We start from the raw sequence: 25,532 nt of genomic DNA on the forward strand, positions 1-25,532 counted from the left end.
ACTATATGGACAGGTTAGATGAGTGCTTTGTCAGTTTTGTTATTTTTAGTTGTGCTTCGTGCATTTTCTTACTTTAGAAAGTGTCTTGTTGTGCGTGACGATTTCATTCCACCAACGATGATGCTGGTCTTGTTGTGTGTGGCTAGCGATGCAAGCGATGCAGCTGAACCTATTCGCTTCAATCCGGCATTTTTTGGCAACGGCCGTGGAGAAACGCTGGATCTGTCCAGCTATGAGCGAGGCAACCCACTGACGCCTGGCACCTATCGCCTTGACTTGTATCTCAACCAGAACCGCATTGGGACTCAAGAAATCCTGCTCAGGAGATCGGTCGATGGCTCGAAGGTCGAGCCTTGTCTGCCGCCTGCTTTGCTGGAGCAGCTTGGCGTTGATTTCACCCGGTTGCCTGAGGATCAGGCCACCCTGGCTCGGGCAGCAGAGTGCCTGGGGCCTGATGAAATGGTGCCTCAGGGGCATCTTGAGGTGGATATGGCCGACCTGCGTGCCGATCTTTCCATTCCCCAGCTTTACCTGACCCGGACCAAACGTGGCTATGTGTCTCCCAAAGAATGGGACGCGGGGGTCAATGCCGGCTTTCTTGGCTACAACCACAACCTGTCCGAGAACCGTAGCAGTGGACAGAGCAGTCGTCAGTTCTACAGCGGCCTGAACACCGGTCTGAACCTTGGCCAATGGCGTCTGCGACACAATGGCTCCTATCGCTACGACGGCCAGTCAAGTTCCGGCCGGAGCAGTCAGTACAACGCCTTGAGTAGCTATGTGCAGCGCGATATCACCGCCGCCCAGGCCCAATTGACCCTGGGCGAGTTCTATACCCCCGGCAATCTGTTCGACAGTTTTTCCTTTACCGGCATACAGCTGCGCAGCGATGAGCGCATGTTGCCGGATTCGATGCGTGGGTTTGCTCCGGTGATCCGTGGTGTTGCCGATACCACCGCCAAGGTCAGCGTGCGCCAGAGGCAGAATCTGCTGTACGAGACCACGGTGCCTCCTGGGCCCTTTGCCATTGACGATCTGAACAGCGCCGGTTACGCCGGTGACCTCAACGTCACCATCACCGAGGCCGATGGACGGACCAAAAGCTTTGTGGTGCCCTATGCCTCGATGGCCCAGCTACTGCGGCCCGGCAGTTCGCGCTTCAGCCTGAGCGCCGGACGCTTGCGCGATGACAGCCTTGATAGCCTGCCCGGTTTTGTCCAGGGCACCTATCAGTACGGCTTGTCCAATCTGTGGACCGGTTACGGCGGCAGTATCCTGGCTCGGGATTATCGGGCCTTGCAGGGTGGGGTGGCCTTGAGCACTTCCCTGGGCGCGGTGGCGATGGATCTGACTCATTCCCAGGCCTCAGGCTTGAACGGTGACCAGGCTGACAGCAGCGCGCAATTGAGTGGCCGCAGCCTGCGTTTGTCGTACAACAAGCAGATTGCAAGCACCGCCACTAACTTCAGCGTGGCGGCCTACCGCTTTTCCAGCGAGGGCTATCTGAACTTCGACGAGTTCGCGCGCCTGCAGGACAACCCGTCGCAAAACCTGTCGCTCAAGCAACGCAGTCGGCTGCAGTTGAGCCTGAGCCAACCGATAGGCGAACGCCTGGGACAACTGAGTTTTTCCGGTCTGGCGCAGAACTACTGGAGTCGCGACCAGGGGCGGGATTTGAGCTATCAGGTGGGGTACTCCAACAACTTCGACTGGGGAGGCTTCAGCTTCAGCGCCACCCGCACCCGCAGTGGTAGCGGCAGCATGGACAATCAGTACCTGCTGAGTATCAGCTTGCCTTTGGGGCGCAGCCGCTATTCACCCTTTCTGAACTCGTCCATCAGCTACGACGGCAGCGGCAATCACGGCGTCAATACTTCGTTGAGCGGTGGTCTTGGTGAAAGTGGCCAGGTCGGTTACAGCCTCTACGGTTCACGCGACCTGTATGAGGGGCAGAGCAATAGCAACTATGGCGGGAACCTGCGCTATGACGCGAGCCACGCCAATTACAGCCTGAGTGCCAGCCGCGGAGAGAACTATCAGCAAGCCAACTTGGCCATGCAAGGCACCCTGGTCGCCCACCCGGGAGGCATCAACGCAACCTCGAGTCAGGGCGAAACCATAGCCGTGCTTGAAGCCTCCGGTGCCAAGGGCGCTCAAGTGCTCAGTAACGCCTCTACTCGAATCGCTGACAACGGGTATGCGGTGGTGACGGGGCTAACGCCCTATCGACGCAACGACATGGCGCTGGACCCTAAAGGCACCTCTCGGGATGTCGAGCTGGAGATGACATCGCAGCAGGTCGCTCCGCGCGCGGGCGCCGTGGTCATGCTGCGTTATCCGACCGTGACGGGCCGGGCGATGCTGCTCAAGCTGGTGCGCGACGATGGCGAGATGATTCCCCTGGGGGCGCAAGTCTTCGGGCCTACGGGGGAGGTGTTGACGCAGGTTGGACAGGGCGGTCGAGCCTTTGTCCGAGGCTTGGAAGGTCAAGGCCAGTTATTGATCCAGTGGGGAGAAGGGCAGAACTGCCTCGCGTCTTATCGCATGCCCAGCGATCCCGCTCCGAATGACGAGTACTACCAGCAATTGGAGTTGCCCTGCCATACGGGCAGCCGAATCTTAAACAGGTAGGTAATGGATGAATATTAGAGTCCTGCTAAACAATCGATGGCCCTTGATCGCGTGGTTACTGCTTAGCACCATGTATGGCAATTATGCTTGGGCTAATACCTGTACCGGAAGTCCACTGTCGACACACTTTACCAGTGCCGATTTCGCCATGCTTAAGCCTCCTCGCGATATTCCGGTGGGCAGCACTATTCTGGTCAAGGAAATTGATCAGGGTAAAACGACCATGAACTGTAGCGGTGATGGGCTTTGGTTTGACTACGGTTTTGTGGGGGGCGCCACCAAGACAGCCTACGAACATGTCTATGAGACCGGGGTGCCAGGAATTGGCATGCGGATTTACTGGTACAACGAGGGTGGTGTGTACATGGAGTGGCCCAGGTTCGAGCGTCGGCTGAACCCCACTACTTATACACCCCCACATAAGTTCAAGTTGGAACTGGTCAAGACTGGTCCCATCAGTTCAGGAAAGTTCACCGATCACAAGATCAGGATTTATTACCACAACCAATTGAGCAATGAGATCTTGTTCAATAACGTGTCGTACAACGCTCAGCGCAGTGGTTGTAGTGTTCTGCGTCCGGTGCAAACGGTCATCATGCCTTCCGTCCCGTTGAGAAAGTTCACTACGGATGAATTTGTGTTTAACCCTACGTCGTTCGCGATCGATCTTAAGTGTGACAAAGGGATCAAGGTGGCCTATGTCATTGATGGGGGCATCTACAATGGGCATGTTCTGCTCAATAGCCAAGACGAGGGCATGGCCAAGGGGGTGGGGTTGATTCTGGTACAAGGTGATGCCAGTAGCCAGGTTATACAGGAACTTGGCACCCGGACGGAGTTCAAGACTACGCAAACTACTGTCGATGAAGAAATGCTTAGCATACCGTTAACCGTCTTTTACTTGAATTACGGTCCGAAAGTGACGGCTGGTTATGTTCGGACCAATGCCATGGTGACGTTCATCTATGAATGAGTGGACGTTTTTCATTGATGTTTGAACTGCACCAAGCGCCCTGTTGATCAGGACGCTTTTGGCTTGTGTGAATCGATGGTGGAACTTTTTCAATAATTCAGATCCTGCCCAGCAGCAGTAAAACCAGGAGCACCACCAGCACGACACCGATGATTCCCGAAGGACCATAGCCCCAACTTCTGGAGTGTGGGAAAACAGGTAGGCCGCCAATCAGCAGCAAAATCAGAATGACGATCAGAATGGTGCCCATGGTGGTTTCCTTATTGGAGTAGTGTTGAACAACCCGGTTGTTCAAGGACAACTTGGCTTGATGGATAAAGCCAGGCGCTTAATAAGTCCGACCAGGCTCCTTTCGAGAAAATTCAAAGTTTTTTAAGTTTTTTCGCTTCCAGGGTTATTTCCTTTACACCTGGCAAGGTTGCCTTTTGCGGGCGCTGTAGTGTTCACCAACTGATTGGTTTGCCCGGGGCATTCAGCATTCTGATGGTGCGTGGGTGGCGCAGTGGCCTTCGCTACACTGCGGCCCATCTTCCCCGGAACAACAAGGCAACTCTTATGCAAAATCGCATGATGATCACTGGCGCCGGCTCCGGCCTGGGTCGCGAAATCGCTTTGCGCTGGGCCCGCGATGGCTGGCGGCTGGCCTTGTCCGATGTCAGCGAGGCGGGACTGCAGGAAACCCTGAGGCAGGTACGCGCAGCCGGTGGCGACGGCTTCGTGCAGCGCTGCGATGTGCGTGACTACAGCCAGTTGACGGCCTTTGCCCAGGCCTGCGAGGTCAAGTTCGGCGGCATCGACATCATCGTCAACAACGCCGGTGTGGCATCGGGCGGTTTCTTCAGCGAGCTGTCCCTGGAGGATTGGGACTGGCAGATCGCAATCAACCTGATGGGCGTGGTCAAGGGCTGCAAGGCCTTCCTGCCGCTGCTGGAGCAAAGCAAGGGCAAGATCATCAACATCGCCTCGATGGCCGCCTTGATGCAGGGCCCGGCCATGAGCAACTACAACGTGGCCAAGGCGGGCGTAGTGGCGCTGTCCGAGAGCCTGCTGGTGGAGCTGGCGCAGCAGGAAATCGGCGTGCACGTAGTCTGCCCGTCGTTCTTCCAGACCAACCTGCTGGACTCCTTCCGCGGCCCGACCCCGGCGATGAAGGCTCAGGTGGGCAAGTTGCTGGAAAGCTCGCCGATCACCGCCGCCGAGATTGCCGATTACATTCACACCCAGGTCAACGCCGGCCAGTTCATGATCCTGCCCCACGAACAAGGGCGCATGGCCTGGGCCCTGAAGCAGAAAAAACCTCAGGCGCTGTACGACGAAATGACCCTGATGGCCGACAAGATGCGCGCCAAGGCCAAACAGAGCGCCCACTGAGCTTGCTCCACCGCCATGGCCTCGTTAGGGTTGCCGGCACCTGGCAATCCTGACGAGACCTTGCATGCTCAATTACCTCTGGTTCTTCCTTGCGGCGCTGTTTGAAATCGCCGGCTGCTATGCCTTCTGGATGTGGTTGCGCCAGGGCAAGAGCGCCCTGTGGGTGATTCCCGCCCTGATCAGCCTGACCCTGTTCGCCCTGTTGCTGACCAAAGTCGAAGCCACTTACGCCGGACGCGCCTATGCCGCCTACGGTGGTATCTACATCGTTGCGTCCATTGGCTGGCTGGCGGTGGTGGAGCGTGTGCGGCCCCTGGGCTCGGACTGGTTGGGGTTGCTGCTGTGTGTGATCGGGGCCAGCGTGATTCTGTTCGGCCCGCGCTTTTCCAACGGCTGAGCATCCTGGCCCAAAGGCTGGGCCGGTCCCGGCATCAGTCGAACAATTCCTTGGGCACATCGTGCTTGAGCATCAATTGGCACTGCTCGCTGTCCGGATCGAAAACGATTACCGCCTGGCCCTTGCTCAGGGCCTGACGCACCCGCAGCACGCGGGTTTCCAGAGGCGTTTCATCGCCGTTGTCGGTGCCCTCGCGGGTGACGAAGTCTTCGATCAGACGGGTCAGGGTGTCGACTTCAAGTTGGTCGTGGGGAATCAGCATTTTGGGGGGCTCCGAAAAACAATCCCGGATGCTACTGCGCCCGGGGTCGTGCCGCCAGTTGCAGCGCGCACAAACCCCAGGTCGTGGTTCAGGACCTGTTACCCACCAGGCTGTCCACCGAGGGCACCCGAGTGTCGCTCTCCATCTGCGCGTCGTGTTCCAGCTGATGACTGAAGCGATCCAGGGAGCCCTGGGCCGGCTGCGCATCGCTGGCGAACACCGGCGGGCTGAGGATATAGGCGCTGAGCAGGCGGCTGAGCGCCGCCAGGCTGTCGATGTGGGTGCGCTCGTAGCCGTGGGTGGCGTCGCACCCAAAGGCCAGCAGCGCGGTGCGAATGTCATGGCCGGCGGTGACCGCCGAGTGGGCGTCGCTGAAGTAGTAGCGGAACAGGTCGCGGCGCACCGGTAGTTCGTGCTCGGCGGCCAGGCGCAGCAGGTGCCGGGACAGGTGATAGTCGTAAGGGCCGCCGGAGTCCTGCATGGCCACGCTCACCGCATGCTCGCTGGAATGCTGGCCCGGTGCGACCGGGGCAATGTCGATGCCGACGAATTCGCTGACGTCCCAGGGCAGGGCCGCCGCCGCACCGCTGCCGGTTTCCTCGGTGATGGTGAACAGCGGGTGGCAATCGATCATCAACGGCTCGCCGCTGTCGACGATGGCCTTGAGCGCCGCCAGCAAGGCGGCGACGCCGGCCTTGTCATCCAGGTGCCGGGCGCTGATGTGGCCGCTTTCGGTGAATTCCGGCAAGGGGTCGAAGGCGACAAAGTCGCCCACGCCTATACCCAGGGATTCGCAATCGGCGCGGGTGGTGCAATAGGCGTCCAGGCGCAGTTCGATATGGTCCCAACTGATGGGCAGTTCATCCACCGCGGTGTTGAAGGCGTGGCCGGAGGCCATCAGCGGCAGCACGCTGCCGCGCAGCACGCCGTTGTCGGTGAACAGGCTGACCCGGCTGCCTTCGGCAAAGCGACTGGACCAGCAGCCCACCGGGGCCAGGGTCAGGCGGCCGTTGTCCTTCACCGCACGGACGCTGGCGCCGATGGTGTCCAGGTGCGCCGAGACAGCCCGGTCGGGGCTGTTCTTCTGGCCCTTGAGGGTGGCGCGGATGGTCCCGCGCCGGGTCAGTTCGAAGGGGATGCCCAGTTCTTCCAGGCGCTCGGCGACATAGCGCACGATGGTGTCGGTAAAGCCGGTGGGGCTGGGAATGGCGAGCATTTCCAGGAGGACTTTCTGCAGGTAGGCGAGATCGGGCTGGGGAATCTGACGGGTCATGGAAACTCCGAATGAGAAAAGGCCATCGATGGTTTCGATGAGAGTTCGCTGGCAAGCCAGCTCCTACGAGAGGGTAGGAGCCGGCTTGCCGGCGAAGGATCAAGGCGCCGGTTGGCTGTGGGGAAACAGCAGGTCGATAAAACGCTCGGCTGTGGGCTGCGGTTCGTGGTTGGCCAGCCCGGCGCGCTCGTTGGCCTCGATGAACACGTAGTCCGGCTGGTCTGCCGCCGGCACGATCAGGTCCAGGCCGACCACCGGAATGTCCAGGGCCCGGGCCGCGCGGATGGCGGCCTCGGCCAGGGTCGGATGGAGGACGCCGGTGACGTCTTCCAGGGTGCCACCGGTGTGCAGGTTGGCGGTGCGCCGGACGAACAGCCGCTCGCCGGCGGGCAGCACGCTGTTGTAGTCGAAACCGGCGGCATGCAGGGTGCGCTGGGTTTCCGGGTCGAGGGGGATCTTGCTTTCGCCGCCGGTGGCCGCCTGGCGCCGGCGGCTGCGGGCTTCGATCAAGGCACCAATGGAATGCTGGCCGTCGCCGATGATCTCGGCGGGACGGCGGATGGCCGCGGCCACCACTTCAAAACCGATCACCAGAATTCGCAGGTCCAGGCCCTCGTGGAAACTCTCCAGCAGGACCCGGCTGTCGAAGCGGCGGGCGCTGTCGACCGCTCGCTGCAGCTCTTCGATCGTGCGCAGGTCCACGGCCACGCCCTGGCCCTGTTCGCCGTCCACGGGTTTGACCACCAGCCGCTGGTGCTGGTCGAGAAACTCCAGGTTGTCGTCGGCGCTGCCCGCCAGCTGTTGCGCGGGCAGATGCAGGCCGGCCTCTTTGAGCACCTTGTGGGTCAGGCGCTTGTCCTGGCACAGGCTCATGCTGATGGCGCTGGTCAGGTCGCTCAGGGATTCCCGGCAACGCACCCGGCGCCCGCCGTGGCTGAGGGTGAACAGCCCGGCGGCAGCGTCGTCGACTTGCACATCGATGCCGCGACGATGGGCCTCCTCGACGATGATCCGCGCATAAGGGTTGAAGTCCGCCTGCGGCCCGGGACCGAGGAACAGCGGCTGGTTGATGCCGTTCTTGCGCTTGATGGCGAAGGTCGACAGGGTGCGAAATCCCAGCTTGGCGTACAGGTTCTTGGCCTGATGGTTGTCGTGCAGCACCGACAGGTCGAGGTAGCTCAGGCCGCGGCTCATGAAGTGTTCGATCAGGTGCCGCACCAGCACTTCGCCCACGCCCGGGCGGCTGCAGTCGGGATCCACCGCCAGGCACCAGAGGCTGCTGCCGTGCTCCGGGTCCTGGTAGGCCTTGTGGTGGTTCAGGCCCATGACGCTGCCGATCACCGCGCCGCTGTCCTCGTCTTCGGCCAGCCAGTACACCGGACCGCCCTGATGGCGTGGGGTCAGCCGTTGCGAATCGATGGGCAGCATGGCCCGGGACTGGTACAGGCGGTTGATGGCCTGCCAGTCGGCTTCGCTTTGCGCCCGACGGATGCGGAAACCGCGAAACACCCGGGTGGCCTGGCGGTAGTCGCTGAACCACAGGCGCAGGGTGTCGGAAGGGTCGAGGAACAGCTGCGCCGGTTCCAGGCCCAGTACCTGCTGCGGTGCAGCCACGTACAGAGCGATGTCGCGTTCACCCGGCTGCTCGTTGAGCAGTTCCGCAGCCAGGCTGCCGGGATCGGGAAAGGTGTGGCCGATCAGCAGTCGGCCCCAACCGCAGTGCAGGGCAATGGGCGCGCGCCCGGGTTCGCTGCCGTCCTCGGCAAAGCGCGCTTGCAGGCGTTCATAGGACGGCGCCTGGCCGCGTAGCAGGCGTTGGCTGTAGGCCGTGGCATTGGCTTTCATCGGTCAGATTCCTTGTTCGCTGAGCCACAGGTTCAAGGCCGCCAACTGCCACAGCTTGGAGCCGCGCAGCGGGGTCAGTTGGCCCTGGGGATCGGTCAACAGGCGATCGAGCATGGCCGGGTTGAACAGGCCGCGATCCTGGCTCGGGTCCAGCAGCAGTTCGCGCACCCAGTTCAGGGTGTCGCCCTGCAAGTGCTTTAGGCCCGGTACCGGGAAGTAGCCTTTCTTGCGGTCGATGACTGCGCTGGGGATCACCCGCCGCGCTGCTTCCTTGAGCACCTGCTTGCCGCCGTCCGGCAACTTGAAGCGCGCCGGCACTCGGGCCGAAAGCTCCACCAGGCGATAGTCCAGGAACGGCGTGCGCGCCTCCAGGCCCCAGGCCATGGTCATGTTGTCCACCCGCTTGACCGGGTCATCCACCAGCATCACCGTGCTGTCCAGGCGCAGGGCCTTGTCCACCGGCGCATCGGCGCCGGGTTGGGCGAAATGCTCGCGGACGAAGTCGCCGGCGGCGTCGTGGTCGGTCAGCCATTGTGGCTGCACGGTGGCCGCGTAGTCGTCATGGCTGCGATCGAAGAAGGCGTCGCGGTAAGCCTGATAGGGATCGCTGGCGCCATCCACTTGCGGGTACCAGTGATAGCCGGCGAACAGTTCGTCGGCGCCCTGGCCGCTTTGCACCACCTTGCAGTGCCTGGCCACTTCTCGGGATAGCAAATAGAAGGCGATGCAATCGTGGCTGACCATCGGCTCGCTCATGGCGCGGAACGCCGCGGGCAACTGTTCGATGATCTCGCGCTCGTCGATCCGCAACTGGTGATGCCGGGTGCCGTAGTGGCGGGCAATCAGGTCCGAGTACTGGAACTCGTCGCCACGTTCGCCGCCGGCATCCTCGAAGCCGATGGAGAAGGTCGACAGGTTGTCCACTCCGACTTCCCGCAGCAGGCCCACCAGCAGGCTGGAGTCGACCCCGCCGGAGAGCAGTACGCCGACATCCACCGCCGCCCGTTGGCGGATGGCCACCGCCTCGCGGGTGCTATCGAGCACTCGGTCAGTCCAGTCTTCCAGGCTCAGCCGGGTTTCGTCGGCACGGGGGCCGTAGGGCAGGGACCACCAGGTCTGCTGTTCGGTGCGGCCGTCGGCCTCGATGCGCATCCAGGTGGCCGGTGGCAGTTTCTCAATGCCCGCCAGCAAGGTGCGTGGTGCCGGAACCACGGCGTGGAAGTTCAGGTAGTAATTGAGCGCCACCGGGTCGAGGATCGGGTTGATATCCCCGCCCCTGAGCAAGGCTGGCAGGGCCGAGGCGAAGCGCAGCCGCTGGCCGCTGCGCGACAGGTACAAAGGCTTGACCCCGAGGCGGTCGCGGGCGATGAACAGGCGTTGGGCGTCGCGCTCCCAGATGGCGAAGGCGAACATGCCGTTGAGCTTGGGCAGCAGGTCCGTGCCCCAGGCGTGGTAGCCCTTGAGCAGCACTTCGGTGTCGCCGCCGGAATGGAAGGCGTAGCCCAGGGCTTCCAGTTCGGCGCGCAATTCGGGGAAGTTGTAGATGGCGCCGTTGAAGGCCAGGGACAGGCCCAGTTGGTTGTCGATCATGGGCTGCGCCGAGCCGTCCGACAGGTCCATGATTTTCAGTCGTCGATGGCCCAGGGCGATCGGGCCCTGGCTGTGAAAGCCCCAGGCGTCGGGGCCACGGGGGGCCAGGTGGTGGGTGATTCGTTCAACCGCTGCCAGGTCGGCAGGTTGATGATCAAAGCGTAATTCGCCAGCTAATCCGCACATAAGTCCTTACCGGTTTTTCCGTTGGGGAGAGTCGATCCGCAGTCGCCAAAGGGGCGGCTACCTGGAAACTGACCTGTGCATAACTCGGGAGTTTTAGACCGATCGGTTATAAGCCGACCGGTGGTGCTGAGGCGTGAAGAGCGCTTTTGCGTTCGGCCAAGGGCCGGCGGTGCCGTTCAATACCCGGGGTTGGCGCTCTGTCTCAGGCCTTGCCGCGAATCAGGCGGCGCAGGGCAAAGCGATTGGGATGGCAGGCTTCGGCCACGCTCCTGGGCAGTGGCAGCGGCTCGTTTTCCAGCCAGGCGGCCAGCAGTTCGCCGGACAGCGGCGCGGTGATCAGGCCGCGAGAACCATGGCCACTGTTGATGTACAGGCCGTCGAGCCAGGGGCAGGGCAGGTCTGGTACCTGGCGCGCGTCCTTGCCCAGGACGGCGTAGGTGTCGGCGAACGCTGCCGGGTCCGCCAGGGGGCCGACGATGGGCAGGTAGTCCGGACTGGTGCAACGGAAGGCCGCACGACCTTGCAGGCTGTCCAGGGGCAGTTGTTCGGCGTTCAGGCGTTGCAGCAGGTCGCTGGAGATTTCCCGCAGCATGTCCAGGTTGCCGGCATGCTCGGCGCTGGTCGGGGTCAGGTCCTGGCTGTTGAAGTCGAAGCTGGCGCCCAGGGTGTGCTCCCCCAGTCGCGGCGGAGCGACGTAACCTTCGGCGCAGACCACGGTGGCCAGGCTCTGGCTTTGTACGGTCTGCGGCAGGCGGGTGATTTGGCCGCGAATGCGTTTGAGGGGCAATTCGGCGCTGGCCGGGAAGCGCTTGATTTCGGCGGCACCGGCAAGGATCACCACCGCCGCACTGGCCAGCATCCGTTCGCCGTCCCAGGCTTGCCATTGCTGATCGACCCGACGTAATTCCAGCACCTCCCGGTGGGCCAGGACCTGGATCTGCGGATGTTTGGCCTGCCACTGGCACAGGGCCGGCGGATGCACCCAGCCTCCTTCGGGGTAGAACAGGCCGCCGTGGTCCAGGCCGATGCCGGCCAGGGCTTGGGCCTCTGGCTGATCCAGCTGCCGCAGCAGGTCGGTGGGGAAGGCCGCGGCCAACTGCGCCTGGCGTTCGGCCTCCTTGGGGTTGAAGGCCAGTTGCAGTACCCCGCACCCGTCCCAGTCGAGGCCGCGTTGCAGGTGTTCAAGCTGGCGCCGGGTGTAGCCGAAGCCGCTGAGGATCATCTGCGACAGCGCGGTGCCGTGGGCGGAGAGCTTGAGGTAGAGCACCCCTTGCGGATTGCCCGAGGCTTCCTGGGCCAGGTGCGCGTGACGCTCGAGCAATTGCACCTGCCAGCCGCGGGTGGCAAGGCTGGCGGCGCTGGCGCAACCGGCCAGCCCGCCGCCGATCACCAAGGCGGTTTTGGCCTGGGCCGGCGGGCGGGCAAACCACGGTTTGACCTGTGCCGGCGATGGGCTGTCTTCGGGCCAGCCAAGGAATTCGCCGCGCAGCACTTCCCACTTGTGACCGATGCCCGGGGTGCGCTTCATCTTGAAGCCCGCGGCGTTCAACAGGCGGCGTACCCAGCCGGTGCTGGTGAAGGTGCTGAGGGTGGAACCTGGTGCAGCCAGACGCGCCAGTTCGGCGAACAGTTCCGGGGTCCACATGTCGGGGTTTTTCGCCGGGGCGAAACCGTCGAGAAACCAGGCGTCGATCTGGGCGTCCAGTTGCGGCAACTGCTCCAGGGCGTCGCCGATCAGCAGGGTCAGGGTGACCCGGCCGTCATCCAGCACGATGCGCTGGAAACCGCCGTGCACGGCGACGTAGTGCTTGAGCAACGGCTGGCTCAGTTCGGTCAGTTCCGGCCACAGGGCCAGGGCCCGTTGCAGATCGGCCGGACGCAGGGGGTACTTTTCCACGCTGACGAAATGCAGCCGGGCAGTGGCCGGCGCCTGTTGCCGGAACAACTGCCAGGCGCAGAGAAAGTTCAGCCCGGTGCCGAAGCCGGTTTCACCGATGACGAATCGCGCATCGGCGTTCAAGGCGGCAAAGCGTTCCCGCAGGCGGTTCTGTTCGATGAACACATGGCGGGTTTCTTCCAGGCCCGAGTCGCTGGAGAAGTAAACGTCGTCGAAGACCCGCGAGCGCGGGCGTCCTTGGTCGTCCCAGTCGAGCTGGGCGTGGGGCAGTTCAGGTGTCATGTTCGGCTCATGTTGCGCAAGGCGGCCATTCTAGCCGATCACCGGCTCCGTGCCTGATCCACGGCAAGCCGCGGCGGGTTAAGGGATTTGTTTTCCTTGGCCGAGGTCCATCCGCTAGTCTTGGAAAATTCTTGGAAGGGAGCCACCCATGTTCGAATCCGCTGAAATCGGTCACGCCATCGACAAGGAAACCTACGACGCCGAGGTGCCGGCCTTGCGCGAGGCCTTGCTTGAGGCGCAGTTCGAGCTGCGCCAGAAGGCCAGGTTTCCGGTGATTGTGTTGATCAATGGTGTCGAGGGCGCAGGCAAGGGCGAGACGGTCAAGCTGCTCAGTGAATGGATGGACCCACGCTTGATCGAGGTGCGCACCTTCGATCAGCAGACCGATGAAGAACTGTCGCGACCTCCGGCCTGGCGCTACTGGCGGATGCTTCCGGCCAAGGGCCGCATGGGGGTGTTTTTCGGCAACTGGTACAGCCAGATGCTCCAGGGCCGGGTGCATGGCGAGATCAAGGACCCGCGCCTGGATCAGGCGATCAATGGTGCCGAACGCCTGGAAAAGATGCTCTGCGATGAAGGCGCGCTGATCTTCAAGTTCTGGTTTCACCTGTCCAAGAAGCAGATGAAGGACCGCCTCAAGTCGTTGCAGGATGACCCGCTGCACAGCTGGCGTATCAGCCCGCTGGACTGGCAGCAGTCGGAGACTTACGACAAGTTCGTCAAGTACGGCGAGCGGGTGTTGCGCCGCACCAGTCGCGACTACGCGCCCTGGCATGTGATCGAGGGCGTCGATCCGCATTACCGCAGCCTCACCGTGGGCCGGATCCTGCTGGAGGGGTTGCAGAATGCCTTGAACCGTCAACCGCTGAAGCCGACCCAGGTCAATGCCGCACCGCTGCCGACGGCGGTGGATGAGTTGAGTCTGCTGGACAGCCTGGACATGACCCAGCACCTGGACAAGGACGATTACGAGGAACAGTTGATTACCGAGCAGGCGCGCCTGGCCGGTCTGCTGCGGGACAAGCGCATGCGCAAGCACGCCCTGGTGGCGGTCTTCGAGGGCAATGACGCGGCGGGCAAGGGCGGCGCCATTCGCCGGGTCGCGGCGGCCCTGGACCCGCGCCAATACAGCATCGTGCCGATTGCCGCGCCCACCGAAGATGAACGGGCGCAGCCCTATCTCTGGCGTTTCTGGCGGCATATTCCGGCGCGGGGCAAGTTCACCATCTTCGACCGCTCCTGGTATGGCCGGGTGCTGGTGGAGCGGGTCGAGGGTTTCTGCCAGCCGGCGGACTGGCTGCGGGCCTACAGCGAGATCAACGACTTCGAGGAGCAGTTGGCTGATGCCCGGGTGATCGTGGTGAAGTTCTGGCTGGCGATCGACAAGGACACCCAACTGGAGCGTTTCCAGGCGCGGGAGGCGATTCCCTTCAAGCGTTTCAAGATCACCGAGGACGATTGGCGCAACCGCGACAAGTGGGGCGACTACCGCCTTGCCGTCGGCGACATGGTTGACCGCACCAGCACCGAAGTGGCGCCCTGGACCCTGGTGGAGGCCAACGACAAACGCTGGGCTCGGGTCAAGGTTTTGCGCACCATCAACCGTGCCCTGGAAGCCGCGTTCGAGCGTTCCGACAAGCACGACAAGAAAGACAAGAAGGACAAGAAGTAGGCCGATGGTCGCGCATACGCCCAGTGAATGATTGTCGCGGTCGCCGAGGAGGGGCCTCTATGCTCGATGCTCTTCCTCCCGACAACAACAATTGAGGTGCGTCATGCGTGAAGTGGTGATCGTCGACAGCGTACGGACCGGCCTGGCCAAGTCCTTTCGCGGCAAGTTCAACCAGACCCGTCCGGATGACATGGCCGCGCATTGCGTCAATGCGCTGCTTGCCCGCAACGGCATCGACCCGGCCAGTGTCGAAGACTGCATCGTCGGCGCCGGCTCCAATGAGGGCGCTCAGGGTTTCAACATCGGTCGCAACGTCGCCGTGCTCTCGGCCCTGGGCACTGGCACCGCGGGCATGACCCTCAACCGTTTCTGTTCTTCAGGCCTGCAGGCGATCGCCATTGCTGCCAACCAGATCGCCTCCGGCTGCAGCGACATCATCGTCGCCGGCGGTGTCGAATCCATCAGCCTGACCATGAAGAGCGTCAACACCGACAACCTGATCAACCCGCTGCTCAAGGAGCAGGTGCCGGGCATCTACTTCCCCATGGGCCAGACCGCCGAGGTGGTGGCCCGGCGCTACAACGTCAGCCGCGAAGCCCAGGACCGGTACTCCCTGCAAAGCCAGCAGCGTACCGCCCAGGCCCAGGCCGCCGGCCTGTTTCGCGATGAAATCGTGCCGATGACGGTCAAGTACAAGGTCGAGGACAAGAGTACCGGGCAGGTGCAGGTCCTCGACGGCGTGGTGGACCGCGACGATTGCAACCGCCCGGACACCACCCTGGACAACCTTGCGGCCTTGAAGCCGGTGTTTGCCGAGGACGGTTCGGTGACCGCGGGCAACTCTTCGCAGCTGTCCGATGGCGCCTCCATGACCCTGGTGATGAGCCTGGAACGGGCACTGGCCCTGGGGCTCAAGCCCAAGGCGTTCTTCCGTGGCTTTACCGTCGCCGGCTGCGAGCCCGACGAGATGGGCATCGGCCCGGTGTTCTCGGTGCCCAAGCTGCTCAAGGCCAAGGGCCTGAAGGTGGACGACATCGATCTGTGGGAACTCAACGAGGCGTTCGCCTCGCAGTGCCTGTATGCCCGCGACCGCCTGGAGATCGACAACGCCAGGTACAACGTCAACGGCGGTTCGATCTCCATCGGCCACCCGTTCGGCATGACCGGTTCGCGTCAGGTCGGGCATCTGGTGCGCGAGTTGCAGCGGCGCAACCTGAGGTACGGCATTGTCACCATGTGCGTGGGCGGGGGCATGGGGGCAACGGGATTGTTCGAAGCCGTGCGCTAGGTTTCGCTTCGTCGGCAAGCCGGCTCCTGCGGGGGGCGGCTTGTGCTTTTTACGACCTGCACAATCTTGTTTGCGCTTTGCTGCCAACTGTCTCTGTGTCGGCCCCCGGCCCGGGCCTAGAATGCGGACCTTGCTTGTCAGGCTTTGTGGGGTTCGCATGCACGTCTCGTCCGGTCGTTGGGTCTATGGCTTGTTCCTCGCCTTATTGACCGCGCTGTTGTGGGGCATCCTGCCCATCAAGCTCAAGCAAGTGCTGCTGGTGATGGATCCGGTGACCGTGACCTGGTTTCGCCTGCTGGTGTCCGGCGGCTGTCTGTTTTTCTACCTGGCGGCGGTGGGGCGTTTGCCGCGCTGGCGCGCGCTCGGCCCGAAAGGGGTATGGCTGGTGCCGATCTCGGTTCTGGGGCTGGTGGGCAATTACGTGCTGTACCTGATGGGCCTGAACCTGCTGAGCCCGGGCACCGCGCAACTGGTGGTGCAGATGGGGCCGATCCTGCTGCTGATCGCCAGCGTGTTTGTGTTCAAGGAGCGCTTCAGTCTGGGGCAAGGTCTGGGGCTGCTGGTGCTGTTGCTCGGTTTCGGACTGTTCTTCAATCAGCGCCTGAGCGAGCTGCTGACCTCCCTGAGTGACTACACCGCTGGAGTCTTGACCATTCTCGCGGCGTCGGCGGCCTGGACCCTTTATGCCTTGGGCCAGAAGCAGTTGTTGAACGTGTGGAATTCCTTGCAGGTGATGATGGTGATCTACCTGTTCTGTGCCCTGTTGCTCACTCCGTGGGTGTATCCGCAGGAAGCCCTGGTGCTGAGTCCGTTGCAGGTCTGGCTGTTGCTGGCCTGTTGCCTGAATACCCTGATTGCCTATGGCGCCTTTGCCGAAGCCTTGGCCCATTGGGAGGCGTCACGGGTCAGTGCGACCCTGGCGATCACGCCCCTGGTGACCTTTGCCGCGGTGGCCTGGGCGGCCTGGGTCTGGCCGGACTATGTGCACGCCGAACAGATCAATGGCCTGGGTTATGGCGGGGCGTTGCTGGTGGTACTGGGGTCGGCGCTGACGGCGTTGGGGCCGTCATTGATGGCGGGTTTGCGCGCTCGGCGGCAGCGGATTGCGGCGGGGTGAGCTTCGCTGGCCAGCCAGCTCCTACAGAAGTGTGGCGGTAGGAACTGGCTTGCCAGCGAAAAAGACGCGCGCTAACCCTGTTTTCCGGCCTCCAGCATGTTTTCCGGGCGGACCCAGGCATCAAATTGCTCATCGGTCAGGTAGCCCAGCGCCAGCGCCGCTTCGCGCAGGGTCAGGTTTTCGGCATAGGCCTTCTTGGCGATCTCGGCGGCCTTGTCGTAGCCGATATGGGTGTTCAGCGCGGTCACCAGCATCAGGCCGCGTTCCAGGTGCGCGGCCATCTGCTGGGGATCAGGCTCCAGCCCGGCGATGCAGTGCTGCTGGAAGTTGCTGCAGCCGTCGGCCAGCAAGCGGATCGATTGCAGCAGGTTGTGGATGATCACCGGCTTGAACACGTTCAACTGCAGGTGACCCTGGCTGGCGGCAAAGCCGATCGCCACGTCGTTGCCCATGACCTGGCAGGCGAGCATCGACAGGGCTTCGCATTGGGTCGGGTTGACCTTGCCGGGCATGATCGAACTGCCTGGTTCGTTGGCCGGCAGCTTGACTTCGGCCAATCCCGCCCGCGGGCCAGAGCCCAGCAGGCGCAGGTCGTTGGCGATTTTCATCAGGCTCACCGCGAGGGTTTTCAGCGCGCCGGACAGGGTGGTCAGCGGCTCGTGGCCTGCCAGGGCGGCGAACTTGTTCGGCGCGGTGACGAACGGCAGGCCCGAGAGCGCGGCCAGTTCGGCCGCGATGGCTTCACCGAAGCCGTGGGGCGAGTTCAGACCGGTGCCCACGGCGGTGCCGCCCTGGGCCAGCTCGCATACCGCAGGCAAGGCGTTGCGGATAGCGCGCTCGGCGTAGCTCAGTTGGGCGATGAAGGCGGAGATTTCCTGACCGAAGGTAATGGGTGTGGCATCCATCATGTGGGTGCGTCCGGTCTTCACCAGCTTCATGTGCCGGGCCGACAGTTCGGCCAGGCCGCCGGACAGCTCGATGATCGCCGGCAGCAGTTGGAACTGCACGGCTTGGGCCGCCGCGATGTGCATGGCGGTGGGGAAGCAGTCGTTGGAGCTTTGCGAGCGGTTGACATGATCGTTGGGGTGCACCGGAGACTTGCCGCCCCGGGGATTGCCCGCCAGTTCGTTGGCCCGGCCGGCCAGGACCTCGTTGACGTTCATGTTGCTCTGGGTGCCGCTGCCGGTCTGCCACACCACCAGGGGGAACTGGTCGTCATGCTCGCCGGCCAGCACTTCGTCGGCGGCCTGCTCGATCAGCCGGGCGATGTCGGCGGGGATATCGCCATTGCGATCATTGACCCGGGCGGCGGCTTTCTTGATCAGGGCCAGGGCATGCAGCACGGCCAGGGGCATGCGCTCGTTACCGATGGCGAAGTTGATCAGCGAGCGCTGGGTCTGCGCGCCCCAATAGGCTTGTTCCGGGACTTCAACCTGGCCCAGGCTGTCGGTTTCGATTCGATTCATCGTGACATTCCTCCAAGTCTGACTGGCCAGTTTAGGCCCTGATCCGTGGCCCGGGTTCCGTGCGAGGAGGTTTTGTGTCCGTTGCCCGGGCAAAACCGGGGGCGCCGAGGCCTGGGGTTGAGGGACGCGGATCAATAGGCGCAGAATGGGCGCCCTTGGGGTTCTACCTCGCCTGCTAGATAAAGGAAACTCGATGACCCGTCTTCGTGCCATCTGTACCGCGGTTGTTCTGGTGTGTGCCAGCGGCCAGGTTCTTGCCGATACCGCCAGCCACAACGCCAGTGCCGAGGCCTTCCTGACCCTGGCCCATGCGGACAAGCTCGGTACGCCGGTGTACATGCAAGTCCAGCAAATGTTCGCCCAGCGTTTTGAACAGACCAAAGCACCGGAATCCAAACGCGCCCTGCTGGAAACCTACCAGGCCAAGGCCAACGCCGCGCTGGATCAGGCCATCGGCTGGAACAAGCTGAAACCGGACATGGTCAAGCTCTACACCAGCAACTTCAGCGAATCCGAGCTCAAGGATCTGGTAGCGTTCTACCAGTCGCCACTGGGCAAGAAAGTCCTGGAAAAAATGCCCCAGCTGACCCAGCAATCGGCGCAGATGACCCAGGCCAAGCTGGAAAGCGCGGTGCCGGTGGTGAACAAACTGCTGGCCGACATGACCGCCGAGCTCGAGCCCAAGGCGGCCCCGGCGAAGAAGAAGTAAGCGGAGCCCGCAATGACCATGCAACAACGTATCGAAGCGGCGCTCGCGGCCCTGCAGCCCGAGCACCTGCAAGTGCTGGATGAAAGCCACATGCACAGCCGTGGCCTGGAAACCCACTTCAAGGCGGTACTGGTCAGCGAGCAGTTCGCCGGCCTCAACAGCGTCAAGCGTCACCAGAAGGTCTACGCCACCCTCGGTGAGCTGATGGGCCAGTTCCATGCGTTGGCGCTGCACACCTACACCCCCGAGGAGTGGTCGAAGATCGGCGTGGCTCCCGCCTCGCCGACCTGTGCCGGTGGTCGATAGGAGCCGGTGCGTCTCGCCGCAGGTCTGAGGTCACTCAGGTGCGGCTTGCCGCTTGGAGCTTGAGGCTGTCTTTCTGATAGAATTCGCAACGCGCCGCTCAAGCCGGCGCGTTTTTTTTTGCATCCGGTTCACCCTTTACGAGGGTAGCCACCTGGAGAGATTTCCCATGACACAACCCATTGTCGTGGCGGCACTGTACAAGTTCGTCACCCTCGAAGATTACGTCAGCCTGCGCGAGCCCCTGCTGCAGGCCATGCTCGATAACGGCATCAAGGGCACCCTGCTGATCGCCGAGGAAGGCATCAACGGCACGGTTTCCGGCAGCCGCGAAGGCATCGACGGGCTGCTGGCCTGGCTGAAGAACGATCCGCGCATGGTCGATATCGATCACAAAGAGTCGTATTGCGACGAGCAGCCGTTCTACCGTACCAAGGTCAAGCTCAAGAAAGAGATCGTCACCCTGGGCGTGCCCGGCGTCGACCCCAACAAGAAAGTCGGGACCTATGTCGAGCCCCAGGACTGGAACGCCCTGATCAGCGATCCGGAAGTGCTGCTGATCGATACCCGTAACGACTACGAAGTGTCCATCGGCACCTTCGAAGGCGCCATCGACCCCAAGACCACCAGCTTCCGCGAGTTTCCGGACTACATCAAAGCCAACTTCGACCCGAGCAAGCACAAGAAGGTGGCAATGTTCTGCACCGGCGGCATTCGCTGCGAGAAGGCTTCGAGCTACATGCTCAGCGAGGGCTTCGACGAGGTGTTCCACCTCAAGGGCGGGATCCTCAAGTACCTCGAAGAGGTGCCGCAGCAGGAGAGCAAGTGGCAGGGCGACTGCTTCGTGTTCGATAACCGGGTCACCGTTCGCCACGACCTGAGCGAAGGCGACTACGATCAATGTCATGCCTGTCGCACTCCGGTGAGCGTCGAGGATCGGGCTTCCGAGCACTATGTGCCCGGTATCAGCTGCCCGCATTGCTGGGACAAGCTGAGCGAGAAGACCCGCCGCAGCGCCATCGACCGGCAGAAGCAGATCGAATTGGCCAAGGCACGCAACATGCCGCACCCGATCGGTTACAACTACAAGCAATCTTCCTCCGAGGCTTGAGCCATGTCTGCCCGCCTGCTCTATGTGATGGACCCGATGTGTTCATGGTGCTGGGGTTTTGCGCCCGTGGCCCAGGCCCTGGCAGAGCAGGCCCAGGCCGCCGGTGTCGAGCTGCATCTGGTGGTGGGCGGCTTGCGCACCGGTAGCGGCTCGGCGCTGGAGCCCAATACCCGGCGCTACATTCTTGAGCACTGGCAGGCGGTGCAGCAGGCTACAGGCCAGCCGTTCACCTTCGATGGCGCCTTGCCCGATGGCTTTGTCTATGACACCGAGCCGGCTTGTCGGGCGATCGTCACCGCCCGGAGCCTGGCCCCGGACTGTGCCTGGAAACTACTGGGGCTGATCCAGCGGGCGTTCTATGTCGAAGGCCGTGATGTAACCCTGGCCAGTGTGCTGGTCGAGCTGGCGGAGCAGGCCGGGGTTCCGCGGATCGAGTTCGCCGAAGCCTTCGACCGGGCCGAGCAGCACGCGGCCACGGCGGCGGACTTCACTTGGGTCCAGGACCTGGGGATCGCCGGATTTCCTACCTTGCTGGCGGAGCGCAATGGCCAGTTGGCGCTGCTGACCAATGGCTATCAGCCACTGAGCGAGTTGTCGCCGTTGCTCGGCCGTTGGCTGGAGCGCGCCGCCTGTGCCTGAGCCGGTCGAATCCAGCGTCCCCGGCAAAATCGTTGATCGTTTGAGCTGGGGTGAAATCCGCCGTCTGGCGCTGCACCATCGGAAGTCGCTGTGGATCGCCAATGGCGTGGCCGTGCTGGCCACGCTGTGCAGTGTGCCGATCCCGCTGTTGCTGCCATTGCTGGTGGACGAAGTGCTGCTGGGTCATGGCGATGCGGCGCTGCAGGTAATGAACCGGTTCCTGCCTCAGGGGTGGCAGAGCGCGGCGGGCTATATCGGCCTGATGCTGCTGGCGACCCTGATCCTGCGTTGCTCCGCCCTGGTGTTCAACGTGGTCCAGGCGCGGTTGTTTGCCGGTTTGGCCAAGGACATCGTCTACTGCATCCGGGTGCGCCTGATCGAGCGGCTCAAGCGTATTTCCCTGGGGGAGTACGAAAGCCTGGGGGGCGGCACGGTGACTACCCACCTGGTCACCGACCTGGACACCGTTGACAAGTTCGTCGGGGAAACCCTGAGCCGGTTCCTGGTGGCCATGCTGACCCTGGTGGGCACGGCCGGCATCCTGATGTGGATGCACTGGAAGCTGGCGCTGCTGATCCTGCTGTTCAACCCGCTGGTGATCTTTGCCACGGTGCAACTGGGCAAGCGGGTCAAGCACCTAAAAAAACTGGAAAACGACAGCACCTCGCGGTTCACCCAGGCTCTGACCGAGACGCTGGAGGCGATTCAGGAAGTTCGAGCCGGCAACCGTCAGGGCTACTTTCTCGGTCGCCTGGGGCGGCGGGCCGAAGAGGTGCGCGATTATGCCGTGGCCTCGCAGTGGAAGAGCGATGCCTCGGGCCGGGCCAGCGGCCTGCTGTTTCAGTTCGGCATCGATATCTTCCGTGCCGCCGCGATGCTCACGGTGCTGTTCTCCGACCTGTCCATCGGCCAGATGCTGGCGGTGTTCAGCTACCTGTGGTTCATGATCGGCCCGGTGGAGCAACTGCTGAACCTGCAATACGCCTATTACGCCGCCGGTGGGGCCCTGAGCCGGATCAACGAGTTGTTGGCGCGGGCCGACGAGCCGCAGTACAGCGGCGGTGCGGATCCGTTCCTGGGCTGCGAAACCGTGGGTATCGAGGTTCGCGGCCTGAGCTTCGGCTACGGCGATGAACGGGTGCTGGACAACCTGAACCTGTCCATTGCGCCGGGTGAAAAGGTGGCGATCGTCGGCGCCAGTGGTGGTGGCAAGAGTACCCTGGTGCAACTGCTGCTGGGGTTGTACACGCCGCAGACCGGAGTCATCCGTTTTGGTGGTGCGACCCAGCAGGAAATCGGCCTGGAAACCGTGCGCGATAACGTTGCCGTGGTGTTGCAGCATCCTGCGCTGTTCAACGACACCATCCGCGCCAACCTGACCATGGGCCGCGAGCGCAGTGACAGCGCCTGCTGGCAGGCTCTGGAAATTGCCCAGTTGGACACCACCGTCAGGGCCCTGCCGCAGGGTCTGGACAGCGTGGTCGGGCGTTCCGGGGTGCGTTTGTCCGGTGGCCAGCGTCAGCGCCTGGCCATTGCACGGATGGTCCTGGCCGAGCCCAAGGTGGTGATCCTGGATGAGGCCACCTCGGCCCTGGATGCCGCCACCGAGTACAACCTGCATCAGGCCTTGACGCGCTTTCTGCGTGGGCGGACTACGCTGATCATTGCTCATCGCCTGTCGGCGGTAAAACAGGCGGACCGGGTTTTAGTGTTCGATGGCGGGCAGATTGCCGAAGATGGCGACCATCAGCAGCTTATTGCCGATGGCGGTCTTTATGCCAAGCTTTACGGGCATCTGCAGCAGGTTCGATAGTCTTGAGTTTTATCCGGCTTTCTGTGCTTAGTGCTTGAATTTCCTGGTGGAATAACCGTTTCAGCGTGAGGCAGCGGCCATTTCCTCCTGCCGGTCAGATTCCCTTGCTGCTCGCCCTGCGTCGGATCTGAGGAAATTAGCCTAATCTGTGCTGGCTGGGGCGGGACCACTGGGTGTTCATTTGGCAGTGCGCGAGTAAGGACCCTCATGAAGCAAAAGCGGACTTTCGCAACGCCGCGGTTGTTGGGCATCGTCTGGCCCTTTATCGCCGTGGTGTTGTTCCAAGCCTTGTTGGGCGGCCTGAGCCTCTATGTCCTGTCGGCAGTGCGTGGTTACGTGGCCGGCGAAAGCCTGTGGTCCAAAGGTCAGAAGGACGCCATCTACTACCTCAATCTGTACGCCGACAGCCGTGACGAAGGCACCTTTCTCAAATACCAGAACGCCATAGCCGTACCTCAGGGCGGGCATGAGCTGCGGGTGGCCCTGGATCGCCAGCCACCGGATCTGGAGGCGGCGCGGCTGGGAATTCTCAAGGGTGGCAACCATCCGGATGACGTCCCCAGTCTGATCTGGCTGTATCTCAACTTCCGCCATTTCAGCTATCTGGAAAAGGCCATCGATTTGTGGACCGTGGGCGACGGCTACCTGCTGCAGCTTGATACGGTGGCCCGAGAGATGCATCGGGGGATCGGCAGCAACAGCGCCACTGAAGCCGACGTGCAACGTTGGAAAAGTCAGATCTTTGCCATCAACGATGGGGTCACGCCGGCGGCCAAGGCCTTCAGCGACGCTCTGGGAGAGGGCTCGCGGGTAATCTTGCGCCTGTTGCTGGTGACCAACCTGGCCACGGCGTTGATCCTGATTGCCCTGGCTTTGCTGCGCACCCACAAGCTGTTGGCCCAGCGCCATGCCTTTGCCGACGCCTTGCAACTGGAGAAGGAGCGCGCGCAGATTACCCTGCAGTCCATTGGCGATGGGGTGATCACCACGGATGTCGAGGGGGCCATTGCCTATATGAACCCGGCCGCGGAAGAGTTGACCCGCTGGAAGGCCGAGCAGGCGGTGGGGTTGCCCCTGGCCGCCCTGTTCAATCTGCTGGATGAGAATGCCCAGACGGAAGGGTTCACCCTGATCGAGCACATCCTCAGTGGTCAGCTCGGTGGTGGCAGCGAACATTCCAAGCTGATCCAGCGTCTGGATGGCAGCACGGTCTCGGTGACCCTGGTGGGTGCGCCGATCCGTAATGTCGGCAAGGTCAGCGGTGCGGTGCTGGTGCTGCACGACATGACCCAGGAGCGGCAATACATCGCCAATCTGTCCTGGCAGGCGACCCACGACGCCCTGACCGGGCTGGCCAATCGCCGCGAGTTCGAGTTCCGTCTGGAGCAGGCCTTGCACAGCCTGATCCGTCAGCCGGCCCGGCATGCGTTGATGTTCCTGGACCTGGACCAGTTCAAGCTGGTCAACGACACCTGTGGTCATGCCGCCGGAGACGAGTTGCTACGGCATATTTGTGCGCTGTTGCAGTCGGGGTTACGGGAAGGTGACACCCTGGCGCGGCTGGGGGGCGACGAGTTCGGGATTCTCCTGGAAAACTGCTCTCCGGAGGCGGCGGAAAAGATTGCCGAAGGGCTGCGTCAGACGGTGCAGAATCTGCACTTTGTCTGGAAGGGCCGGCCGTTCGTCACCACGGTGAGTATCGGTCTGGTGCACATCGTCCAGACCCCCACCACCCTTGAGGCGTCATTGCGGGCGGCGGACATGGCCTGCTACATGGCCAAGGAAAAAGGGCGCAATCGGGTCCAGGTCTACCATGCCGACGATTCGGAGCTTTCCCTGCGATTCGGCGAGATGGCCTGGGTCCAGCGCCTGCACATGGCCCTCGAGGAAAACCGCTTCTGCCTCTATTCCCAGGAGATCACGGCCTTGGGTCACACCGAGCGTGAAGGTGGGCATGTCGAGATTCTCCTGCGCCTGCACGACGAGGCCGGCAGGATGATCCTGCCGGACAGCTTTATTCCGGCTGCAGAGCGCTATGGCCTGATGACCTCTCTGGATCGTTGGGTGGTGCAGAACGTGTTCAAGGTCATTGCCCAGTGCATCGCCGAGGGGCGTGAAGGGCCCATGGCCATGTGCGCGATCAATTTGTCGGGGATCACCATTGGCGACGACGAGTTTCTCGACTTCCTGAGGGAGCAGTTCATTGTCTATGGCGTACCGCCGAAGATGATCTGCTTTGAAATTACTGAAACCAGTGCGATTGCCAATCTGGGCAGTGCGATCCGTTTTATAAATGAACTCAAGGGCTTGGGCTGTCATTTTTCCCTGGACGACTTTTGTGCGGGAATGTCGTCGTTCGCTTATCTCAAACATTTGCCTGTAGACTTCCTCAAGATCGATGGAAGTTTCGTAAAGGATATGCTGGACGACCCGATTAACCGCGCCATGGTCGAAGTGATCAACCACATCGGGCATGTCATGGGTAAGCGCACGATTGCCGAGTTTGTTGAAACACCGCAGATCGAGCAGGCCTTGCTCGAGATCGGCGTGGATTATGCTCAAGGCTACATTGTTGAACGCCCGCAATTGTTTACCTGTGACAGCCTGCAGTGTCGACCCGTGCGACCACGGCCCTTGTTGTTCAAGGCGCCCGGCACTTTCCGTTGAAACCTCTTTTGGGTCCGTACATCACAATCAAAAGGAGTCC

20 protein-coding genes are annotated in these 25,532 nt (G+C 62.3%); 13 read left to right on the forward strand and 7 right to left on the reverse strand.

Features of this window, described 5'->3' with window-relative positions; all coding sequences use genetic code 11:
• Window positions 1-18 precede the first annotated feature (18 nt).
• Together DNK59_RS26470 and DNK59_RS26475 are read left to right on the forward strand one after the other, a co-directional pair.
• A complete protein-coding gene (locus DNK59_RS26470; protein ID WP_110725137.1) occupies window positions 19-2,631 on the forward strand; it encodes a fimbria/pilus outer membrane usher protein in 2,613 nt (870 codons plus the stop codon).
• A gap of 148 nt (window positions 2,632-2,779) precedes the next feature.
• Window positions 2,780-3,604 carry a fimbrial protein gene (locus tag DNK59_RS26475; RefSeq protein WP_158288765.1) on the forward strand — a complete coding sequence of 275 codons (825 nt, stop codon included), beginning with the start codon at window positions 2,780-2,782 and terminating at the stop codon, window positions 3,602-3,604.
• A 97-nt stretch (window positions 3,605-3,701) separates the two neighbouring features.
• Here the strand turns inward: DNK59_RS26475 and DNK59_RS26480 are convergent, their stop codons facing one another.
• Window positions 3,702-3,854, reverse strand: a complete 153-nt coding sequence (locus DNK59_RS26480) for a DUF3309 family protein (RefSeq protein WP_007945780.1) — start codon at window positions 3,852-3,854, stop codon at window positions 3,702-3,704.
• A gap of 305 nt (window positions 3,855-4,159) precedes the next feature.
• Between DNK59_RS26480 and DNK59_RS26485 the strand changes: the two genes are divergently transcribed.
• Entirely contained in the window at window positions 4,160-4,975 is an 816-nt protein-coding gene (locus tag DNK59_RS26485) for an SDR family oxidoreductase (protein ID WP_110725139.1), read from the forward strand.
• Between the two features lie 64 nt (window positions 4,976-5,039).
• Window positions 5,040-5,372, forward strand: coding sequence for a YnfA family protein (locus DNK59_RS26490; RefSeq protein ID WP_102860827.1), 333 nt, complete (start codon window positions 5,040-5,042; stop codon window positions 5,370-5,372).
• 34 nt (window positions 5,373-5,406) lie between these two features.
• Here DNK59_RS26490 and DNK59_RS26495 read toward each other — a convergent pair whose 3' ends face one another.
• From DNK59_RS26495 to mnmC, 5 genes are all read right to left on the reverse strand, one after another.
• Window positions 5,407-5,634, reverse strand: a complete 228-nt coding sequence (locus DNK59_RS26495; RefSeq protein ID WP_025127101.1) for a YheU family protein — start codon at window positions 5,632-5,634, stop codon at window positions 5,407-5,409.
• Between the two features lie 88 nt (window positions 5,635-5,722).
• Window positions 5,723-6,907: an osmoprotectant NAGGN system M42 family peptidase gene (locus DNK59_RS26500; RefSeq protein WP_110725140.1), complete on the reverse strand. Its 1,185-nt coding sequence runs from the start codon at window positions 6,905-6,907 to the stop codon at window positions 5,723-5,725.
• A gap of 99 nt (window positions 6,908-7,006) precedes the next feature.
• Complete coding sequence (gene ngg / locus DNK59_RS26505) at window positions 7,007-8,752, reverse strand: N-acetylglutaminylglutamine synthetase (RefSeq protein ID WP_110725141.1); 1,746 nt, start codon at window positions 8,750-8,752, stop codon at window positions 7,007-7,009.
• Between the two features lie 3 nt (window positions 8,753-8,755).
• Window positions 8,756-10,528 (reverse strand): N-acetylglutaminylglutamine amidotransferase, encoded by a 1,773-nt coding sequence (locus DNK59_RS26510; protein WP_110725142.1) that lies wholly within the window; start codon window positions 10,526-10,528, stop codon window positions 8,756-8,758.
• 202 nt (window positions 10,529-10,730) lie between these two features.
• On the reverse strand, window positions 10,731-12,707 hold the full coding sequence (gene mnmC / locus DNK59_RS26515) for a bifunctional tRNA (5-methylaminomethyl-2-thiouridine)(34)-methyltransferase MnmD/FAD-dependent 5-carboxymethylaminomethyl-2-thiouridine(34) oxidoreductase MnmC (RefSeq protein WP_110725143.1): 1,977 nt from the start codon (window positions 12,705-12,707) through the stop codon (window positions 10,731-10,733).
• A 148-nt stretch (window positions 12,708-12,855) separates the two neighbouring features.
• Here mnmC and pap point away from each other — a divergent pair, with 148 nt between their 5' ends.
• The 3 genes from pap (at window position 12,856) to DNK59_RS26530 (ending at window position 16,784) form a co-directional block, all read left to right on the forward strand.
• On the forward strand, window positions 12,856-14,379 hold the full coding sequence (pap, locus tag DNK59_RS26520; protein WP_110725144.1) for a polyphosphate:AMP phosphotransferase: 1,524 nt from the start codon (window positions 12,856-12,858) through the stop codon (window positions 14,377-14,379).
• 103 nt (window positions 14,380-14,482) lie between these two features.
• On the forward strand, window positions 14,483-15,667 hold the full coding sequence (locus DNK59_RS26525; protein ID WP_092311990.1) for a thiolase family protein: 1,185 nt from the start codon (window positions 14,483-14,485) through the stop codon (window positions 15,665-15,667).
• A gap of 157 nt (window positions 15,668-15,824) precedes the next feature.
• Window positions 15,825-16,784 carry a DMT family transporter gene (locus DNK59_RS26530; RefSeq protein ID WP_110725145.1) on the forward strand — a complete coding sequence of 320 codons (960 nt, stop codon included), beginning with the start codon at window positions 15,825-15,827 and terminating at the stop codon, window positions 16,782-16,784.
• A 71-nt stretch (window positions 16,785-16,855) separates the two neighbouring features.
• Here the strand turns inward: DNK59_RS26530 and DNK59_RS26535 are convergent, their stop codons facing one another.
• The gene (locus DNK59_RS26535) at window positions 16,856-18,250 is read right to left on the reverse strand and encodes a class II fumarate hydratase (protein WP_110725146.1); all 1,395 of its coding nucleotides are present in this window, start codon (window positions 18,248-18,250) and stop codon (window positions 16,856-16,858) included.
• 193 nt (window positions 18,251-18,443) lie between these two features.
• Between DNK59_RS26535 and DNK59_RS26540 the strand changes: the two genes are divergently transcribed.
• The 6 genes from DNK59_RS26540 (at window position 18,444) to DNK59_RS26565 (ending at window position 25,492) form a co-directional block, all read left to right on the forward strand.
• Window positions 18,444-18,959: a DUF2059 domain-containing protein gene (locus tag DNK59_RS26540; RefSeq protein WP_092311999.1), complete on the forward strand. Its 516-nt coding sequence runs from the start codon at window positions 18,444-18,446 to the stop codon at window positions 18,957-18,959.
• A gap of 12 nt (window positions 18,960-18,971) precedes the next feature.
• On the forward strand, window positions 18,972-19,265 hold the full coding sequence (locus DNK59_RS26545) for a BolA family transcriptional regulator (RefSeq protein ID WP_060840462.1): 294 nt from the start codon (window positions 18,972-18,974) through the stop codon (window positions 19,263-19,265).
• Between the two features lie 166 nt (window positions 19,266-19,431).
• On the forward strand, window positions 19,432-20,373 hold the full coding sequence (locus DNK59_RS26550; RefSeq protein WP_110725147.1) for a rhodanese-related sulfurtransferase: 942 nt from the start codon (window positions 19,432-19,434) through the stop codon (window positions 20,371-20,373).
• A 36-nt stretch (window positions 20,374-20,409) separates the two neighbouring features.
• Window positions 20,410-21,012 carry a DsbA family protein gene (locus DNK59_RS26555; RefSeq protein ID WP_177431310.1) on the forward strand — a complete coding sequence of 201 codons (603 nt, stop codon included), beginning with the start codon at window positions 20,410-20,412 and terminating at the stop codon, window positions 21,010-21,012.
• A 28-nt stretch (window positions 21,013-21,040) separates the two neighbouring features.
• Window positions 21,041-22,825 carry an ABC transporter ATP-binding protein gene (locus DNK59_RS26560; protein ID WP_177431309.1) on the forward strand — a complete coding sequence of 595 codons (1,785 nt, stop codon included), beginning with the start codon at window positions 21,041-21,043 and terminating at the stop codon, window positions 22,823-22,825.
• A gap of 207 nt (window positions 22,826-23,032) precedes the next feature.
• Window positions 23,033-25,492 carry an EAL domain-containing protein gene (locus DNK59_RS26565; protein WP_092312011.1) on the forward strand — a complete coding sequence of 820 codons (2,460 nt, stop codon included), beginning with the start codon at window positions 23,033-23,035 and terminating at the stop codon, window positions 25,490-25,492.
• The last annotated feature ends 40 nt before the right edge of the window (window positions 25,493-25,532 follow it).

The sequence above is a fragment of the Pseudomonas sp. TKO26 genome, assembly GCF_003225665.1.
Classification (GTDB): Bacteria; Pseudomonadota; Gammaproteobacteria; order Pseudomonadales; family Pseudomonadaceae; genus Aquipseudomonas; species Aquipseudomonas saponiphila.

Excerpts from the sequence above, each read along its gene's own strand:
- DNK59_RS26470 (WP_110725137.1), top strand. The coding sequence starts at position 19 with ATGAGTGCTTTGTCAGTTTTGTTATTTTTAGTTGTGCTTCGTGCATTT.
- DNK59_RS26500 (WP_110725140.1), bottom strand. The coding sequence starts at position 6,907 with ATGACCCGTCAGATTCCCCAGCCCGATCTCGCCTACCTGCAGAAAGTC.
- DNK59_RS26495 (WP_025127101.1), bottom strand. The coding sequence starts at position 5,634 with ATGCTGATTCCCCACGACCAACTTGAAGTCGACACCCTGACCCGTCTG.
- DNK59_RS26565 (WP_092312011.1), top strand. The coding sequence starts at position 23,033 with ATGAAGCAAAAGCGGACTTTCGCAACGCCGCGGTTGTTGGGCATCGTC.
- ngg (WP_110725141.1), bottom strand. The coding sequence starts at position 8,752 with ATGAAAGCCAATGCCACGGCCTACAGCCAACGCCTGCTACGCGGCCAG.
- DNK59_RS26510 (WP_110725142.1), bottom strand. The coding sequence starts at position 10,528 with ATGTGCGGATTAGCTGGCGAATTACGCTTTGATCATCAACCTGCCGAC.
- mnmC (WP_110725143.1), bottom strand. The coding sequence starts at position 12,707 with ATGACACCTGAACTGCCCCACGCCCAGCTCGACTGGGACGACCAAGGA.
- DNK59_RS26530 (WP_110725145.1), top strand. The coding sequence starts at position 15,825 with ATGCACGTCTCGTCCGGTCGTTGGGTCTATGGCTTGTTCCTCGCCTTA.
- DNK59_RS26480 (WP_007945780.1), bottom strand. The coding sequence starts at position 3,854 with ATGGGCACCATTCTGATCGTCATTCTGATTTTGCTGCTGATTGGCGGC.
- DNK59_RS26490 (WP_102860827.1), top strand. The coding sequence starts at position 5,040 with ATGCTCAATTACCTCTGGTTCTTCCTTGCGGCGCTGTTTGAAATCGCC.
- DNK59_RS26555 (WP_177431310.1), top strand. The coding sequence starts at position 20,410 with ATGTGTTCATGGTGCTGGGGTTTTGCGCCCGTGGCCCAGGCCCTGGCA.
- DNK59_RS26485 (WP_110725139.1), top strand. The coding sequence starts at position 4,160 with ATGCAAAATCGCATGATGATCACTGGCGCCGGCTCCGGCCTGGGTCGC.
- DNK59_RS26475 (WP_158288765.1), top strand. The coding sequence starts at position 2,780 with ATGCTTAAGCCTCCTCGCGATATTCCGGTGGGCAGCACTATTCTGGTC.
- DNK59_RS26550 (WP_110725147.1), top strand. The coding sequence starts at position 19,432 with ATGACACAACCCATTGTCGTGGCGGCACTGTACAAGTTCGTCACCCTC.
- DNK59_RS26540 (WP_092311999.1), top strand. The coding sequence starts at position 18,444 with ATGACCCGTCTTCGTGCCATCTGTACCGCGGTTGTTCTGGTGTGTGCC.
- DNK59_RS26535 (WP_110725146.1), bottom strand. The coding sequence starts at position 18,250 with ATGAATCGAATCGAAACCGACAGCCTGGGCCAGGTTGAAGTCCCGGAA.
- DNK59_RS26525 (WP_092311990.1), top strand. The coding sequence starts at position 14,483 with ATGCGTGAAGTGGTGATCGTCGACAGCGTACGGACCGGCCTGGCCAAG.
- pap (WP_110725144.1), top strand. The coding sequence starts at position 12,856 with ATGTTCGAATCCGCTGAAATCGGTCACGCCATCGACAAGGAAACCTAC.
- DNK59_RS26545 (WP_060840462.1), top strand. The coding sequence starts at position 18,972 with ATGACCATGCAACAACGTATCGAAGCGGCGCTCGCGGCCCTGCAGCCC.